15 protein-coding genes and 1 tRNA gene are annotated in these 15,269 nt (G+C 24.4%); 9 read left to right on the forward strand and 7 right to left on the reverse strand.

Going from position 1 to position 15,269, the window contains the following annotated elements; genetic code table 11:
- Positions 1–58: 58 nt before the first annotated feature.
- The 3 genes from D9V68_RS02935 to pgi form a co-directional block, all read right to left on the reverse strand.
- Entirely contained in the window at positions 59–1,222 is a 1,164-nt protein-coding gene (locus D9V68_RS02935; protein WP_158358176.1) for a mannitol-1-phosphate 5-dehydrogenase, read from the reverse strand.
- 46 nt (positions 1,223–1,268) lie between these two features.
- The gene (locus tag D9V68_RS02940) at positions 1,269–3,176 is read right to left on the reverse strand and encodes a PTS mannitol transporter subunit IICBA (protein WP_158358178.1); all 1,908 of its coding nucleotides are present in this window, start codon (positions 3,174–3,176) and stop codon (positions 1,269–1,271) included.
- Positions 3,177–3,315: 139 nt separating this feature from the next.
- Positions 3,316–4,965, reverse strand: a complete 1,650-nt coding sequence (gene pgi, locus D9V68_RS02945; protein ID WP_158358180.1) for a glucose-6-phosphate isomerase — start codon at positions 4,963–4,965, stop codon at positions 3,316–3,318.
- A 253-nt stretch (positions 4,966–5,218) separates the two neighbouring features.
- Between pgi and orn the strand changes: the two genes are divergently transcribed.
- The 3 genes from orn to D9V68_RS02960 all read left to right on the forward strand — a co-directional run bounded on the left by orn (position 5,219) and on the right by D9V68_RS02960 (position 6,974).
- On the forward strand, positions 5,219–5,761 hold the full coding sequence (gene orn, locus D9V68_RS02950; RefSeq protein ID WP_158358182.1) for an oligoribonuclease: 543 nt from the start codon (positions 5,219–5,221) through the stop codon (positions 5,759–5,761).
- A gap of 86 nt (positions 5,762–5,847) precedes the next feature.
- Positions 5,848–5,923: transfer RNA gene (locus tag D9V68_RS02955), tRNA-Gly, on the forward strand.
- A gap of 328 nt (positions 5,924–6,251) precedes the next feature.
- Positions 6,252–6,974 (forward strand): N-acetylmuramoyl-L-alanine amidase, encoded by a 723-nt coding sequence (locus tag D9V68_RS02960; RefSeq protein WP_158358276.1) that lies wholly within the window; start codon positions 6,252–6,254, stop codon positions 6,972–6,974.
- Positions 6,975–7,049: 75 nt separating this feature from the next.
- Here D9V68_RS02960 and rpmE read toward each other — a convergent pair whose 3' ends face one another.
- A complete protein-coding gene (gene rpmE, locus D9V68_RS02965; protein WP_158358184.1) occupies positions 7,050–7,268 on the reverse strand; it encodes a 50S ribosomal protein L31 in 219 nt (72 codons plus the stop codon).
- A 525-nt stretch (positions 7,269–7,793) separates the two neighbouring features.
- Between rpmE and hslV the strand changes: the two genes are divergently transcribed.
- The 4 genes from hslV to D9V68_RS02985 all read left to right on the forward strand — a co-directional run bounded on the left by hslV (position 7,794) and on the right by D9V68_RS02985 (position 11,220).
- Positions 7,794–8,324 carry an ATP-dependent protease subunit HslV gene (gene hslV, locus D9V68_RS02970; RefSeq protein WP_158358186.1) on the forward strand — a complete coding sequence of 177 codons (531 nt, stop codon included), beginning with the start codon at positions 7,794–7,796 and terminating at the stop codon, positions 8,322–8,324.
- Positions 8,325–8,335: 11 nt separating this feature from the next.
- Positions 8,336–9,667, forward strand: coding sequence for an HslU--HslV peptidase ATPase subunit (hslU, locus tag D9V68_RS02975; protein WP_158358188.1), 1,332 nt, complete (start codon positions 8,336–8,338; stop codon positions 9,665–9,667).
- Between the two features lie 200 nt (positions 9,668–9,867).
- Positions 9,868–10,353 carry an Hsp20 family protein gene (locus D9V68_RS02980; protein WP_158358190.1) on the forward strand — a complete coding sequence of 162 codons (486 nt, stop codon included), beginning with the start codon at positions 9,868–9,870 and terminating at the stop codon, positions 10,351–10,353.
- 108 nt (positions 10,354–10,461) lie between these two features.
- Positions 10,462–11,220, forward strand: a complete 759-nt coding sequence (locus D9V68_RS02985; protein ID WP_158358192.1) for an FAD-binding oxidoreductase — start codon at positions 10,462–10,464, stop codon at positions 11,218–11,220.
- Positions 11,221–11,235: 15 nt separating this feature from the next.
- Here the strand turns inward: D9V68_RS02985 and epmA are convergent, their stop codons facing one another.
- A complete protein-coding gene (gene epmA / locus D9V68_RS02990; RefSeq protein ID WP_158358194.1) occupies positions 11,236–12,210 on the reverse strand; it encodes an elongation factor P--(R)-beta-lysine ligase in 975 nt (324 codons plus the stop codon).
- 69 nt (positions 12,211–12,279) lie between these two features.
- On the opposite strand from epmA, the gene coaD reads away from it, so the two are divergent.
- The gene (gene coaD / locus D9V68_RS02995) at positions 12,280–12,774 is read left to right on the forward strand and encodes a pantetheine-phosphate adenylyltransferase (RefSeq protein ID WP_158358196.1); all 495 of its coding nucleotides are present in this window, start codon (positions 12,280–12,282) and stop codon (positions 12,772–12,774) included.
- A gap of 62 nt (positions 12,775–12,836) precedes the next feature.
- On the opposite strand, the gene D9V68_RS03000 is transcribed toward coaD, so the two are convergent.
- Complete coding sequence (locus tag D9V68_RS03000) at positions 12,837–13,622, reverse strand: hypothetical protein (RefSeq protein WP_261979584.1); 786 nt, start codon at positions 13,620–13,622, stop codon at positions 12,837–12,839.
- 290 nt (positions 13,623–13,912) lie between these two features.
- Entirely contained in the window at positions 13,913–14,254 is a 342-nt protein-coding gene (locus tag D9V68_RS03005) for a hypothetical protein (protein WP_158358198.1), read from the reverse strand.
- Positions 14,255–14,508: 254 nt separating this feature from the next.
- Between D9V68_RS03005 and D9V68_RS03010 the strand changes: the two genes are divergently transcribed.
- On the forward strand, positions 14,509–15,249 hold the full coding sequence (locus tag D9V68_RS03010) for a class I SAM-dependent methyltransferase (protein ID WP_158358200.1): 741 nt from the start codon (positions 14,509–14,511) through the stop codon (positions 15,247–15,249).
- Positions 15,250–15,269 lie beyond the last annotated feature (20 nt).

Consider the following 15,269-nt stretch of genomic DNA (forward strand, 5'->3'; position numbering starts at 1 on the left):
TAGAACTATTATGAACTATTCTATTAAATAAAAAGTAATTTTTTACTAAAAAATAATTTCATTTCAATTCTTTACAAATGGAATAATATTCTTTAAGAATAGAACATAATACTGTACTATTTATAGATACATTACAGACTGTCATTAAGGTTTTTTTAATGCCCTGTTTCTTTATTAAAGAAAAAATCTTCATGGATTCCAAATCTTGAGGATTTTGGTAATAAAATGCTGCCGCAGCACCTTTTGCTAAATTAGAATGAGGTAGTCCATATTCAATACTCTCTATCAAAGGTTTTATCAAACGTTCTTTTTTTTCTAGTTTTTGCAATGGATTCCTTGCTATACGTTTAAGATGATCTGATAAAAAAGGATTTTCAAAACGAAAAAAAATTTTATTAATATAAGAAAAATGATTATCTTTATTAAAATTATGACGTTTAATTAAGACAGCTCCACTTTCTTCCATAGCAGATCTAACAATAAAACGTATTTTTTTATCTAATATAGCTTCTTGTATCGTTTGATATTTTTTTATTAAACCCAAATAAGCAGCTACAGCATGTCCAGTATTTAATGTAAATAACTTTCGCTCTATAAAAGAATTTAAATTATTACTTAATTTCATATTAACTATTGTTGGTGGTGTTCCTTTAAATTGATTAATATTAACAATCCATTCTTGAAAATCTTCGGCAATCAAAAATAAAGAATCTTTATTTTCCTTTTTAACTAAAGGTATAATAGTATCTATACTACAATCTACGAAACCAATATATTTATTTAAATAATCATGATATTTTGTAGATAATTTTTTTAGAACTGCTTTTTTTAAAAAAGAACTGGCTTTGATTTTATTTTCGCAGGCAATAATATTCAATGATATTATAGATTTTACTTTAATTTTATATAATATTCCTTTAGCAATAATCAAAGCAATTTTATCTAGTGAACTAGGTCCGACTGCAGTGGTAATTATATTAACTGAAGAAATAATTTTCATTACTTTTGGATCATGAGAATTGATAGCGCTTACGTTTTTAACAGTAACAACCTTCTCTTGATTATTTCCTACTATTTTAACAACATACTCTTTATTACAATTAATAGCATCTATTATATTTTGATCAATATCAGAAAAAAATACGTGGAAGCCTGATTCTGATAGTATTTTCCCAATAAAACCACGTCCGATATTTCCAGCTCCAAAATGCAGCGCTTTCATAAGTCAGTCCAATAAAAATTTAAGATTGAAATGAATTAATAGCACACTAATTTTTTTCAATAGTTAAAAGCGATAATACTTCTTGTACACTAGTAGTACTAGATAATCTTTTTATAGTATCTTTGTCATCTAATGCATTAGTAATATTACTGACAACCATAATATGTTCGTTATTTTTAGCGGCTATACCAATTACAAGATAGGCAATATCGTCAATCTCTTCTCCAAAATGAACACCTTTTGGAAATTGACAAAAAATTACTCCAGTTTTTAAAACAGCATCTTTCGCTTCAATAGTTCCATGTGGTAATGCTATTGATTCTCCCAGCCAAGTAGAGGCTATTTTCTCTCTTTCTAACATTGAATTAATATAATCGAATTTAACATATCCTTGTTTTACTAAGTTTTTACCGACAATATAAATTGCTTCTTCTTTGTTAGATGCATGCTGATTTAATAAAATATTTTTTTCACTTAACTGAAATAGATTATTTGATTTTATTTGATAATCTATATTTTTATTAAAGGAATGAGTATTATTCTTATCTACAACAATTATATTTTCGATTATTTTTTTTACTAAATCGTCATAAAATTTATTATTCAAAAAATTTTTTAAAGATACATGATTGGCATAAGGTGCATATTCTTTAGCACGATGCGTTAAATTTTTATGTGTAATTATTAAATCTGCATTTTTAGGAAGAACATTAATAGCCATATTTAATACAGAAATGTGTGTTAAATGAGCATTTTTTATTTTTTTTCTTAGTATACTTGCCCCCATTGCACTAGATCCCATTCCGGCATCACAAGCAACTATAATAGTTTTAACATTAGAAAAAAAACTCGATTGAAGATCATTCTGATTGTCTTTAAGTACTTTCAAAGTACTTGTATTTTTGTTAAAAATTTTTTTAGTATTTTTTTGAATGATAAAAAAATTACATTTTAACAATATCGCAGCACTAATAAAAGAAACTATAAAAGAACAAAAAATAGCAGAAATATTAGCAAAATACAGTCCTTTAGGAGTCATAGCTAAAATAGCTAAAATAGAACCGGGTGATGCTGCAGAAATTAATCCTCCGTGTAATAAAACAAGAATAAAAATACTAGTCATACTACCCAAAATAAGAGAAATAATCAATTTTGGTTTGATTAATACATAAGGAAAATAAATCTCATGAATTCCCCCTAAAAATTCAATAATTGCGGCTCCTCCTGAAGATTTAGATAATTCTCCTTTGCCGAAAAAAAACCACGCGATTAATACACCCAATCCTGGAGCTGGATTAGACTCAATCAAAAAAAATATAGAACTATGATTTTCTGATGCATCTTGAATTCCTAAAGGAGAAAAAATTCCGTGATTAATAGCATTGTTTAAAAAAAATATTTTAGCGGGTTCTATAATAATAGAAGTAAAAGGTAATAGATTATGGCATACAATAACTTTAATTAATTTCGCTAATATATGAGATATCCATTCAATAAATGGTCCAATAGTAAAAAATGAAATTATTGCTAATAATATTCCGAATATTGCAATAGAGAAATTATTTGTCAACATTTCGAAACCGTTTTTTACTTTATTTTCTATTTTTTTGTCAAAAAATTTAATAGCGTAACCACCTAATGGTCCCGTAATCATTGCACCTAATAACATTGGTATGCTGGTACTAGTAATCACTCCTATAGTAGTTATGCTTCCTACCAACCCACCTCTCGTGCTAGAAATTAGACTGCCTCCAGTGTATCCAATTAAAATCGGTAAAAGATAAAAAATCATAGGTGATATTAACTGTTCTAAAGTTTTATTGGGTTGCCATCCTAACGGTATAAACAAAGCGGTCATTATTCCCCATGCAATAAAAATACTTATATTGGGCATTATCATATTACTTAAAAAACGACCAAATTTTTGTATTTTTAATTTCATTAATATAAACATAATAGCCACTCATATTTCTAAAAAGCTAGAATTGTAAAATAATTTCAAAATAAAACGTAAAAGATAATATTAGTAATTTAATTCTTTAAAAGAACATCCTTTTCAAAGAAAAAGTATGATTTTAAAAATAGTAACATAATTATGTTATAAAAGATTTGTAAAAATTAATGAGCCCTTCAGTAGACGAATCTTGATCATGTTCTTTTATGTTATTATTCAAACAATTATAAATATTCTGAGAAAATTCTTTTCCTATTTCAACACCCCATTGATCAAAACTAAAAATGTTTAAAATATAACCTTGAACAAAAATTTTATGTTCATACAAAGAAATTAATGCACCTAAAGTATACGGAGTAATTTTTCGAATTAAAATTGAATTTGTAGGTTGATTTCCTTCACATATTTTAAAAGACAAGATCTTATTTAAATTATTATAATTTTTTTGAGAAAACATATATTTTTGTAAAAGACTCTCTTTAGTTTTACCAAAAGCCAAAGCTTTAGTTTGAGCTAAAAAATTAGATAATAATTTTGTATGATGATTGCTTAAATTGTTATGAGAAATCACTGGAGCAATGAAATCACAAGGAATTAATTTAGTTCCTTGATGTAATAATTGATAAAATGCATGTTGACCATTAGTGCCTGGTTCACCCCAAATAATAGGACCAGTTTGATAAAGTATTTTTTTACCATTTCTATCAATAGATTTACCATTAGATTCCATATTAGATTGTTGCAAATATGCAGAAAAACGATGCATATATTGATCATATGGTAATATTGCTTCTGTTTCAGCACCAAAAAAATTAGTATACCAAATACTAATTAAAGCGAGGACTATTGGAATATTTTCATTATAATTACTATTATAAAAATGGTTATCCATAGCATGTGCACCATCTAAAAATTTTTCAAAATTATTAAATCCAATTGATAATATTATAGATAATCCTACTGAAGACCATAATGAAAAACGTCCTCCTACCCAGCTCCAAAATTTAAAAATATTATTAATATTAATTCCAAAATTTAAAGCATTTTGCACATTAGCTGACAAAGCAAAAAAATGTTTATTTAAAGTGTCTATATTCTTAGAATAGTGCAAAAACCATTTTTTTGCACTGTGAGCATTAGTGATAGTTTCATCTGTTGTAAAAGTTTTTGATGCTATTAAAAAAATAGTTGTTTCAGGGTTTATTTTACTCAAAACTTCAGCAAGATGAGTACCATCTATATTAGAGATATAATGAATATTTAAATGATTTTTATATGGACGTAATGCTTCGGTAACCATATATGGTCCCAAATCAGATCCTCCGATACCAATGTTTACAATATCAGAAATAGCTCTTCCAGTATAACCTTTCCATTGTCCATTGATAATACAATTCGAAAAATTTTTCATTTTTTCAAGAATAGTATTAATTTCTAACATGATATTACAATTATCTACTATAATAGGACGATTGGTCCTGTTACGCAATGCTATATGTAATACAGCACGATCTTCTGTTTGATTTATTTTAGCACCAGAAAACATTGATTTTATTGCGGATTTTACGTCTGTTTCTTTAGCCAAGTTTAATAAATACATTAAGGTTTCATCATTAATCCTATTTTTTGAAAAATCAACTAATATTTGATTTTTAAATAAAAGTGAGTATTTTTTGAATCGATTTATATCAGATGCAAAAATATCTCTTAAATGAATTTTTTTTATTTTTTTAAAATGATTTTTTAAATCTTCATAAGCTTTAGTTTTATTAAAATTAATGTTTTTCATTAAAAAATTTATCTCCTTTAATTTTATACAATAGTTTAAAATGTATATTTTTTATAATTTCGAAAAAATTTAAAATTATTTAAATATTATTGTTTTTCCTTAAAATAATAGATTTTCAATTAAAAATTAATATATAATTAACATATATAATATAAGATATTCAATAAAAATAAAAATTGTAAAAAACGATCGATCAATCATGAATTAATTATATTCATTTAAAGTAAAATGAACTTAAAAAACTTCTTATAAAATGCATAAAAAAAATTTGATTTGGATTGATTTAGAAATGACTGGACTCAATCCTAAGATACATCGTATTATTGAAATTGCTACATTAATTACAGATAGCAATCTAAATATAATTGCGGAAGGTCCAGTAATTCCTATATATCAAAAAAAAGAATATATTTCACTTATGAACTCATGGAATATTATAACGCATACAAAAAATGGATTGATTAAACGTAGCAATGAAAGTTTATATGATGAAAAAAAAGCAGAAATTGAAACTATACTTTTTTTAAAAAAATGGACAACTATTCAATCATCTCCAATTTGCGGAAATAGTATTGCTCAAGATAGAAGATTTTTATTGGAATACATGCCAAACCTAGAAAGTTATTTTCACTATCGATGCATAGATGTTAGTACTCTAAAAGAATTAGCACAACGTTGGTATCCAGTCATTTACAATAAATTAAAAAAAAAGAACAATCATAGAGCATTAGAAGATATTCGGGAATCTATAATGGAATTAGATTTTTATAGAAAAAATCTTTTTAAATTAAAATAAAAATCATTTTTTAGAAAAGAAAGCTTGAAAAATATATTTTATATATATAAAATATATAAAATATATCTATTAAATTTAAAAATTTTGCGGGAATAGCTCAGTCGGTAGAGCACAACCTTGCCAAGGTTGGGGTCACGAGTTCAAGTCTCGTTTCCCGCTCCAGTCTTACTTGATTAAAGTATTTATTCTCACGTACAAACTACTTAAAATTTAAAAATAAAAAATTAAGGAACAAATTTATGATTTTTTATTATTCTTGTAAATGGATAGTATTTTTTATTTTTTTATTTTCAACTCAAACTCGAGCTATTAACAATACAAATAATATTCTTTTCAAAAAAAACAACTCAAAAAATATACATTGTTTTTTTTTAATCAATTACATTTAGAACAATATAAAAAAACAAGAGAAAAAAAAAATAGTTTTTTTAAAAAAATCAATGTGTCTAATAAAAAAGAACTCTCAATCCAAAATCAACGACATCATTATATGTCAAAAAAAATTACGATAGTAATAGATGCTGGACATGGTGGTAGAGATCCAGGTGCAATTAGTCATACAGGACTTCAAGAAAAAAAAGTAAATATTCAAATAGCACTAAAACTTAATCAGTTATTAAATAATGATGGTATGTTTAATACAATTCTAACACGTAGTGATGATTCTTATTTTTCAGTAAAAATGAGAAAAAAATTTCTTAAAAAAAATCACGTAAATTTATTAGTCTCTATTCACGCCGATTCTTTTAACAAACAATATGTATCAGGAGCATCTATATGGATGATTTCAAAAAGTAGAATGAATCGTGAAATTGATAATTATATAAAAAAAAAAATAACTGTGCGTTTCCCTGAAAGTATTGAAAAAATATTTAAAGAAAATGAAAACGATGTTTTTTTAAAAAAAACTATTCTAGATCTAGAATTTTACAATTTGCAAAAAACAGTATTGGATATATCTAAATATCTTTTTCAAGAAATGAAGAAAAATATAAAATTACATAAAATGTCTCCAAATAATGCTAGTTTAGGAATATTAAGTTCAATAAATATACCTTCTATATTAATAGAAACTGGTTTTCTCACGAATTTTTCAGAAGAAAAAAAATTAGGAACAGATAGTTATCAAAATAAACTTGCTCATTCTATTTATTTAGCTCTAAAAAATTATTTTTATAATGTTTCTATCTTAAATAAAAAAAAATATTTTTAAAAAGTATTTTATAAATTTTAAGCACCTAAAAACATAATTTAAGATGCTTAAACAACATAAAAGATGAAAATAATTTTAACTTAATTCTTTTTTAGAAAATTTAAAACGTTTTTTAAATCTTTCAACACGTCCTCCAGTATCAATAATTCTTTGTTTTCCGGTATAGAATGGATGACATTTTGCACATATATCTAAATTTAGATCATGATTAATGGTAGAAAAAATTGTAATTGTATTTCCACAAGAACAAGTGGCTGTTATTTTAGAATAACGAGGATGAATGTTTTTTTTCATAAATATTTTTCCTAGAGCAATTTAAAATATCTATTTATTATACAATTATTAATATATTAATACTAAAAAATTAACAATTTTTTATAAAATGACGTTCAAAAAAATATATGTATTTAAAAAAAAAAAAAAAATAATTTATATATCTTTTTAATATTAACTGTAATGTCAATTTTTGTTTTTTTTGCCGCTTCCAATATAAATATTAAAAATTTTTCTAAAACAAAAAATAAAATTTTTATTAAAAATAGTAAAAATAATAGTTTATTACCTCCCAAACCAAAAGAAAAATGGAAATATATTCAAACGTTAAAAAATTTATAAAAAATATATTATTTTAAAAAACAGATACCGTTATTAATATTTTATACAAATAAACATGTTATTTAAAAAATATCTTTTAGAAATTTTCAAAAATAATACAAAAAAATCATATGCTATTTTTTAAATAAAGATAGTAAATTAAATTTTATATAATATATTTTTTATTATAAAAAATAAAAATGTTATTTTAAAGGGGCTTTTCTTGTGACTACAATATTAAGCGTAAGATTGAAAAATAAAGTAGTAATTGGAGGTGATGGACAAGCAACTTTAGGCAATACAATTATGAAAAGTAACGTCAAAAAAATTAGATCTCTTTATCATGAAAAAGTCATTGCTGGTTTTGCGGGAGGTACTGCGGATGCATTTACTTTATTTGAAATGTTTGAAAAAAAATTGGCTATGTATCAAGGTCAATTACAACGTGCAGCTATTGAATTAGCAAAAGATTGGCGTTCTGATAGAATGTTACGGAAACTTGAAGCTTTATTAGCAGTAGCCGATAAAGAAAATTCATTAATCATTACAGGAAATGGAGATGTAATCCAACCTGAAGATGATTTAATAGCTATAGGATCAGGTGGTACGTATGCTCAATCTTCTGCTAGAGCATTAATGGATAATACTACTTTAGATGCTAATCAAATTGTAGAAAAATCATTAAATATTGCTGCAAATATTTGTATATATACAAATCATACTTTTACTATAAAAGAACTATTTTCAGAAAAATAAGGATTATCTATATGTCTGAAATGACTCCTCCTCAAATTGTTTCTGAACTTGATAAATTTATCATTGGTCAAGAAAAAGCAAAAAGAGCTGTATCTATTGCATTAAGAAATCGTTGGCGTCGTATGCAGTTAAACAGTGAGTTGCGTCATGAAATTACTCCTAAAAATATTTTAATGATTGGTCCTACTGGAGTAGGAAAAACAGAAATTGCAAGACGCTTAGCAAAATTAGCTAATTCTCCTTTTATAAAAGTAGAAGCTACTAAATTTACTGAAGTGGGATATGTTGGAAAAGAAGTAGATTCAATTATTCGTGATTTAACTGATGCCGCAATAAAAATGATTCGAATAAAAAACATTAAAAAAAATAAAATTCGTGTTGAAGAAATTGTTGAAGAAAAAATATTAGATGTTCTTGTTCCTACACCTAAAAAAAATTGGACAGAAAATGAAAAAAATGAAAGTCTATTAAATACGATTCAAACATTTCGAAAAAAATTAAGAGAAGGTGTTTTAGATGAAAAAGAAATAGAAATCAACGTATTATCAACGACTATGGGTGTTGAAATAATGGCACCTCCAGGAATGGAGGAATTAACTAGTCAATTACAATCTTTATTCCAAAATTTAGGAGGACATAAAAAAAATACTAGACGTCTCAAAATAAAAGATGCCATTACACTTTTAACAGAAGAAGAAGCCGCTAAATTAATCAATCAAGAAGAAGTAAAAAAAGAAGCTATTAATGCAGTTGAACAAAATGGTATAGTATTTATTGATGAAATTGACAAAATATGTAAAAGAGGTGATTCCTCTGGTCCCGATATCTCTCGCGAAGGTGTGCAACGGGACTTGCTTCCATTAGTAGAAGGTTGTACCGTATCTACTAAATATGGAATGGTTAAAACAGATCATATTTTATTTATTGCATCTGGTGCATTTCAAACATCTACACCTTCTGATCTAATTCCTGAATTACAAGGACGTCTTCCAATTAAAGTTGAACTTCAAGCTCTGACTATTGATGATTTTGAAAAAATATTAACTGAACCTAAAGCATCTATTACTACGCAATATAAAGCACTTATGGAAACAGAAGGTGTACATATTAATTTTACAAAAGAAGGAATTCGCAATATTGCAGAAGCGGCTTGGAAAGTCAATGAATCAATGGAAAATATTGGAGCACGTCGATTACATACTGTATTAGAAAAATTAATGGAAGATATATCTTTTAATGCCAGTGATAATAATGGTAATACAATTGAAATAAATTCTAATTATGTAGGACAACATTTAGATCAATTAATATCTAATGAAGATCTTAGTCGTTTTATTTTATAATTTTTTAAAAAGTTATTTTTTAATACACTACCTCCACTACAGATAAATGTTTTACACTATGATTTTTTTAAATTATTTTTTAAATACCATTGAAAAAAAAAAATAAGACCTTACTATGAAAAAAGACTTTTTTTAATTTTTTTATACGTAACAATATTAAAAATATTTTACAATGTAAAACATAATAAGAGGAACTTTTTATGTCTTATCGCTCTCTTTCATTTGTTCCAAATTTTAATGATAATAATATTTTTTCAAACAGATTTAATCAAATTGATAAAATGTTTAGTACGCTAACTGGAGAAAAACCAATATCTGATACACCAGCATATAATCTTATTCAAATCAATGACATTCAATATCAATTGACACTAAGTATTCCTGGATATGAAGAAAAAGAACTAGATATATCTGTACATAATAATCAATTATCTATTCAAGGAAAAAAAGAAGATCATCAAAAAGAACATACTCATAAAGAAACTAGTAAATGGTTACATAAAGGCATAATGTTTAATAATTTTTCTTTAAATTTTAATTTAGATCATAAAATTCAAGTAAAAAAAGCAGAATTATCTTTAGGTTTATTAACATTAAATTTTGAATGTAATATTCCAGAAGAAGAAAAACCAAAAAAAATTTCAATTAACATGGCTAATGATAACAAAAAAATTGATCAAAAATAAAACAAAAAAAAATGGAAATACGTTTATCTTTTTTTTAAAAAATAATCATTGTACTTATAAAAAATAAGTACAATGATGTAATTAATAAATAATTATTGAGAATAAACAATGAATCCATGGATTAATGCAGATGTTTTAGAAGTAAAAAGATGGACTAATAACTTATTCAGTCTTATTTTAAATGCTTCAATAGCACCATTTTATGCCGGACAATATACTAAATTATCTTTGTATGATACTAACACTTTAAACAAAAATAAAATTCAAAGAGCGTATTCATATGTGAGTGCACCTAGTGACAAAAAAATAGAAATTTATATTGTTCGTATAATAAATGGAAAATTAAGTAATTTATTATATAATCTTCAAAATGGAGACACAGTATTTATTAAAGAAAAATCATTTGGTTTTTTTATTATAGACGAAATACCAGATTGCGAAACTTTATGGATGTTTGCTACAGGTACAGCTATAGGTCCTTACTGTTCTATTTTAAAAGAAGGAAAAAACCTTAATAGATTCAAAAACATTGTTTTAATACATGCAGTTAGATATCAAAATGAATTAACTTATCTTCCTCTTATGAAAGAACTCGATAAAAAATATCATGGGAAATTAAAAATTCAAACAGTCATCAGTAGAGAAAAAAATAAATATTCTTTAACTGGTAGAATTCCTTATTTATTAAAAAGTAAAATATTAGAAACACATATTGGTTTATCAATTAATTCTAAAACTTCGCATGTGATGTTATGTGGAAATCCTTTAATGGTAAAGGATACGTGTTGTTTTCTAATAGAAAATAGAAATATGCAAAAACACTTGCGTCGCAAACAGGGAAATATTACCATGGAAAATTACTGGTAAAATGTATTATAAATTTTAACAGCGATCTAATGGAAACGACATAACTTCATCAATACTTTTTTTATTTAGAATCAACATAATTAATCTATCCAAACCTATTGCAACCCCTGAACAAGGAGGAAGACCATAAGATAAAGCATTTAAAAAAAAATCATCTATTTTTCGAATTGGAAGGTTCATATCAACACGTTCTTTATTATCTCTAATAAACCGATTTTTTTGTTCATTAACATCAGTGAGTTCATAAAAACCATTCCCTAATTCTATCCCTTTAAAAAAAATTTCAAATCTTTCTGATATACGAGAATCTTTTGCATTAATAGCAGCAAGAGATGCTTGTTTTATAGGGAAATGATAAACAAATAAAGGTACTTCTTGTCCAAGATAAGGTTCTATTGTTAATGTAAATAATAATTGTATTAATTTATTTAAATCATTTTCACAATCAGTTAAATGATCTAATTTCAATTTTTTAGATATTTTATATAATTCTGATGCATTAGTACATAAAGGATCTATTTTTAAAAATTTTATAAATACATCTCGATAAGAGATTTTTTCTGACCTTTTACATTTCAATATAATTTGAAAAAAACTATCTATTTCTCCGATTAATTTTTCCATTGAATAAAAAGGTTGATACCATTCTAACATAGTAAATTCTGGATTATGGTATTGACCTGATTCTTCATTTCGAAAACTATGACATATTTGATATATAGGCCCACTTTCTGCTGCTAATAAACGTTTCATGTGATATTCTGGACTAGTGATCAACCATAATTGTAACTTATCACATGTATTCCAAGAAAAAAAATTAGTTTGGAAAGGTGTTAAATTTACGTCAGTAACTGTCGAACGAGATAACATTGGTGTTTCTACTTCTAGAATATTTCTTTCTAAAAAAAATAGACGAATATTAGAAATAATATTTGATCTTTTAATTAAATTTTTAATAGAAGCACTAGGTTTCCAATTTTCTTTTGTCATATTAATTTTCTTTAAAAATTTATATATAAAAATTAGTTTCAATAAAATACTTACATAAAAGTAAAAAATATGAACACAACTGCAATATATCCAGGTACATTTGATCCAATTACATTTGGACATTTAGATATTATAACACGTGCAACAAAAATATTTGACAGTATAACTATTGCAATCTCCAACAATTTTAAAAAAAAACCTATTTTTAACTTAAAAGAACGAATAGAGTTAACTCGAATTGCTACTCTACATCTTAAAAATGTGAAAAAAATTCTCGGATTTAACGATTTACTTGCTAATTTAGCAAAAAAAGAGAAATCTCACGTGTTAATTAGAGGAGTACGAACAATATTTGATTTTGATTATGAAATAAAATTAGCTGCTATAAATAAACAAATTTATCCAGAATTAGAGAGTGTTTTTTTGCTTTCTTCAAAAGAAGTTTCTTTTATCTCTTCATCTTTTGTCAAAGAAATAGCAAGATATAAAGGTAATATAAAACCTTATCTTCCGAAAGAGGTTCATTTTGCTTTATTAAAAAAACTTAATTTTTATAAAAAATAGGGTATATTGCATACCCTATTATTAAATTGATAATTATGTTTTTATGTAAAAAAAAATTTTTATTATTTTATAAAATGTGAATATTTCATAATAGGCAAACTATTTGGCGGAATAATTATAGTAGCACGTATTCCAAAATTTTTATATTTTTGAATATAATTTTTATTTTTTACATTTAAATCAGATAAATTAGTAGCAACTAATTTAATTGAACCATCATTAAGATGATTTATCTTGTAAATATTACGTGAATTTTTTACTTGATATTGATGAATTTCTGGATTTTCAGAAATCAATTGAAGATAAGATTGATGTAAAAATTTTTGATTAGCATATGTAGAAATTAATTTTTGAGATTCAATATCTGGTATTATTTTTTTAAAATCTTCTATCATTTGATTTTTATTATTAGAAAAAATCAATTTTTCATCTATAATAAAAAGAGATCGATAAAAATCAGTCATAAACGATTTATCTAATTCATTAGAAAATTTTGAATTTTCATAGTTATTTTGAAAATATTTAATTGTAGCTCCAATATTATCTAATGAATTTAATTGATCTGAAACTTGCCATGAACTGTCATTAACAAAATCGTTATAATAAGATTCTTCAATACTTTTATGCATTCTTTTTTTAAAGTTTTTGTCTGATTGATAGATATTTTTTCTTCCTTCTAAATCAAAATTTTCATCTATTCTTAGAAAAGGATAAAAACTATTTTGGTAATCAGGTTTTGGTGTAAAAGTAAAAAGGTCGGGAAATGAACTTTGATATTCAGGGTGTTTTGGATTGTTATTTAACTCGTTAATAATTTTTATTTTTCCTTGGTATCTAATTTTATCCATAATAGCTCGCATAAAAACTTTTGAAGATTCAATTGTTTTTTGGAGTTGTTCTACATGTTCAGATAAAGAAACGATGGAATCGGTATTAGCATCTAATCCTGTATCGTTATCTGAAAAAAATATTTTTTTAAAGGTAGTTCCATTAAAAAGATTGATGGTTTCTGTTTTTACAGTTTCATAAGTCGTTACAACTGTATCTTTGATGGCATTAAAAATATTCTCGGTTATTTTTAAAATATTGAAAGTTGGGAATGTTGTATAAGATAATTGTCTTGGATCATCAAGAGAAATTAAAGAGGAATTGTCAAGAATTTTTTTTTCATTAATATATTGTGAATATCTTTACTATTATTACTATTTGTAATTTCTTTAATATTATTTTCTATTTTATATTTTTTAAATATATTTTTTTCTGTTTGTTTTTCGATCATTTCCAATAAAATTAGAGTGTTTTTATATGAATTCTCTAAATTTATCGAATTTATTTTATCTTGAGTGGAAATGAATTTTTTATCAAAATTATTAGCAATAGAATTTTTGTTTTTTTTTAAAACATCTTTTTTAGAATCAACATAAATATTTGTTTTGTTTAAGTATTTTTGATTTAATATATTTATATTATTAGAAGACATAATATTTTGTCCTTTTTTAATTTACTATTTTTAGTAGTATAAATTATTATAAATAGATGTGAATTAAATTTTTATAATAAAAATTAATAGTTTGATTTTCTTGTAATATCAATTACATTTTTAAGATTACTTTTATTAATTAATTTATAATATTTTCTCTAAATTAAAACATATAAAAATAATCAATTTATATTCTAAGTATTTTTTTTTAAAAGTCAATTAATTAATTTAAAAAAATAAAAAAGATGAAAAATATGAAAATATATTTAGTATTTAAATACTATAATGAAAGAATATGTCATTTAATTAAATTATTCAATTTAAAACATAACAATAATTGTTCTATGGCTTTATTAATAAATAATAATTCATTAGAATTATATAACCGTGATAATCTTAAACAAAAATCTATAAAAGTTGATTTTACTTCAAAAAAAAATAATTATAGATGTTGTAATTTTAGAAAAAAAAATGAAATTTTATCTAGAGTTGTAGGAATAAAAAAATATTATTTTCCTTTTGTATTAGATGCAACTGCAGGATTAGGCAATGATGCTTTTGTGCTTGCTTTTTTAGGATGTAAAGTTATTATGATAGAACGTCATCCAATCGTTGCTGCTTTGTTAAAAGACGGTTTAGAAAGAGGATATGAGGATAAAAAAATAGGATTTTGGTTAAAAAAAAGATTACATTTATTAGTAAATGATAGTTTAAATATGTTGGAATTATCTATTCCAAAACCGGATGTTATTTATTTAGATCCTATGTATCCGACTAATAAAAAAAAATCTTTACCAAAGAAAAACATGCAAATTTTAAGAAAATTGATAGGAAAAAGCTATGATTGTGAAAAATTATTAAACATTTCCAGGAAATTTGCAAAAAAAAGAATTATTGTAAAACGTCCTTGTTATGCAAAACCATTATCTAAAGATAAAGTAAATTTTGTTATTAAAAACAAAAACCATCGTTTTGATATATATAATCCTTTTTAAGTACAATAGGAGTACATATA

Origin of the sequence: Buchnera aphidicola (Hyperomyzus lactucae), from assembly GCF_005081705.1 — a bacterium.
Classification (GTDB): Bacteria; Pseudomonadota; Gammaproteobacteria; order Enterobacterales; family Enterobacteriaceae; genus Buchnera; species Buchnera aphidicola_Y.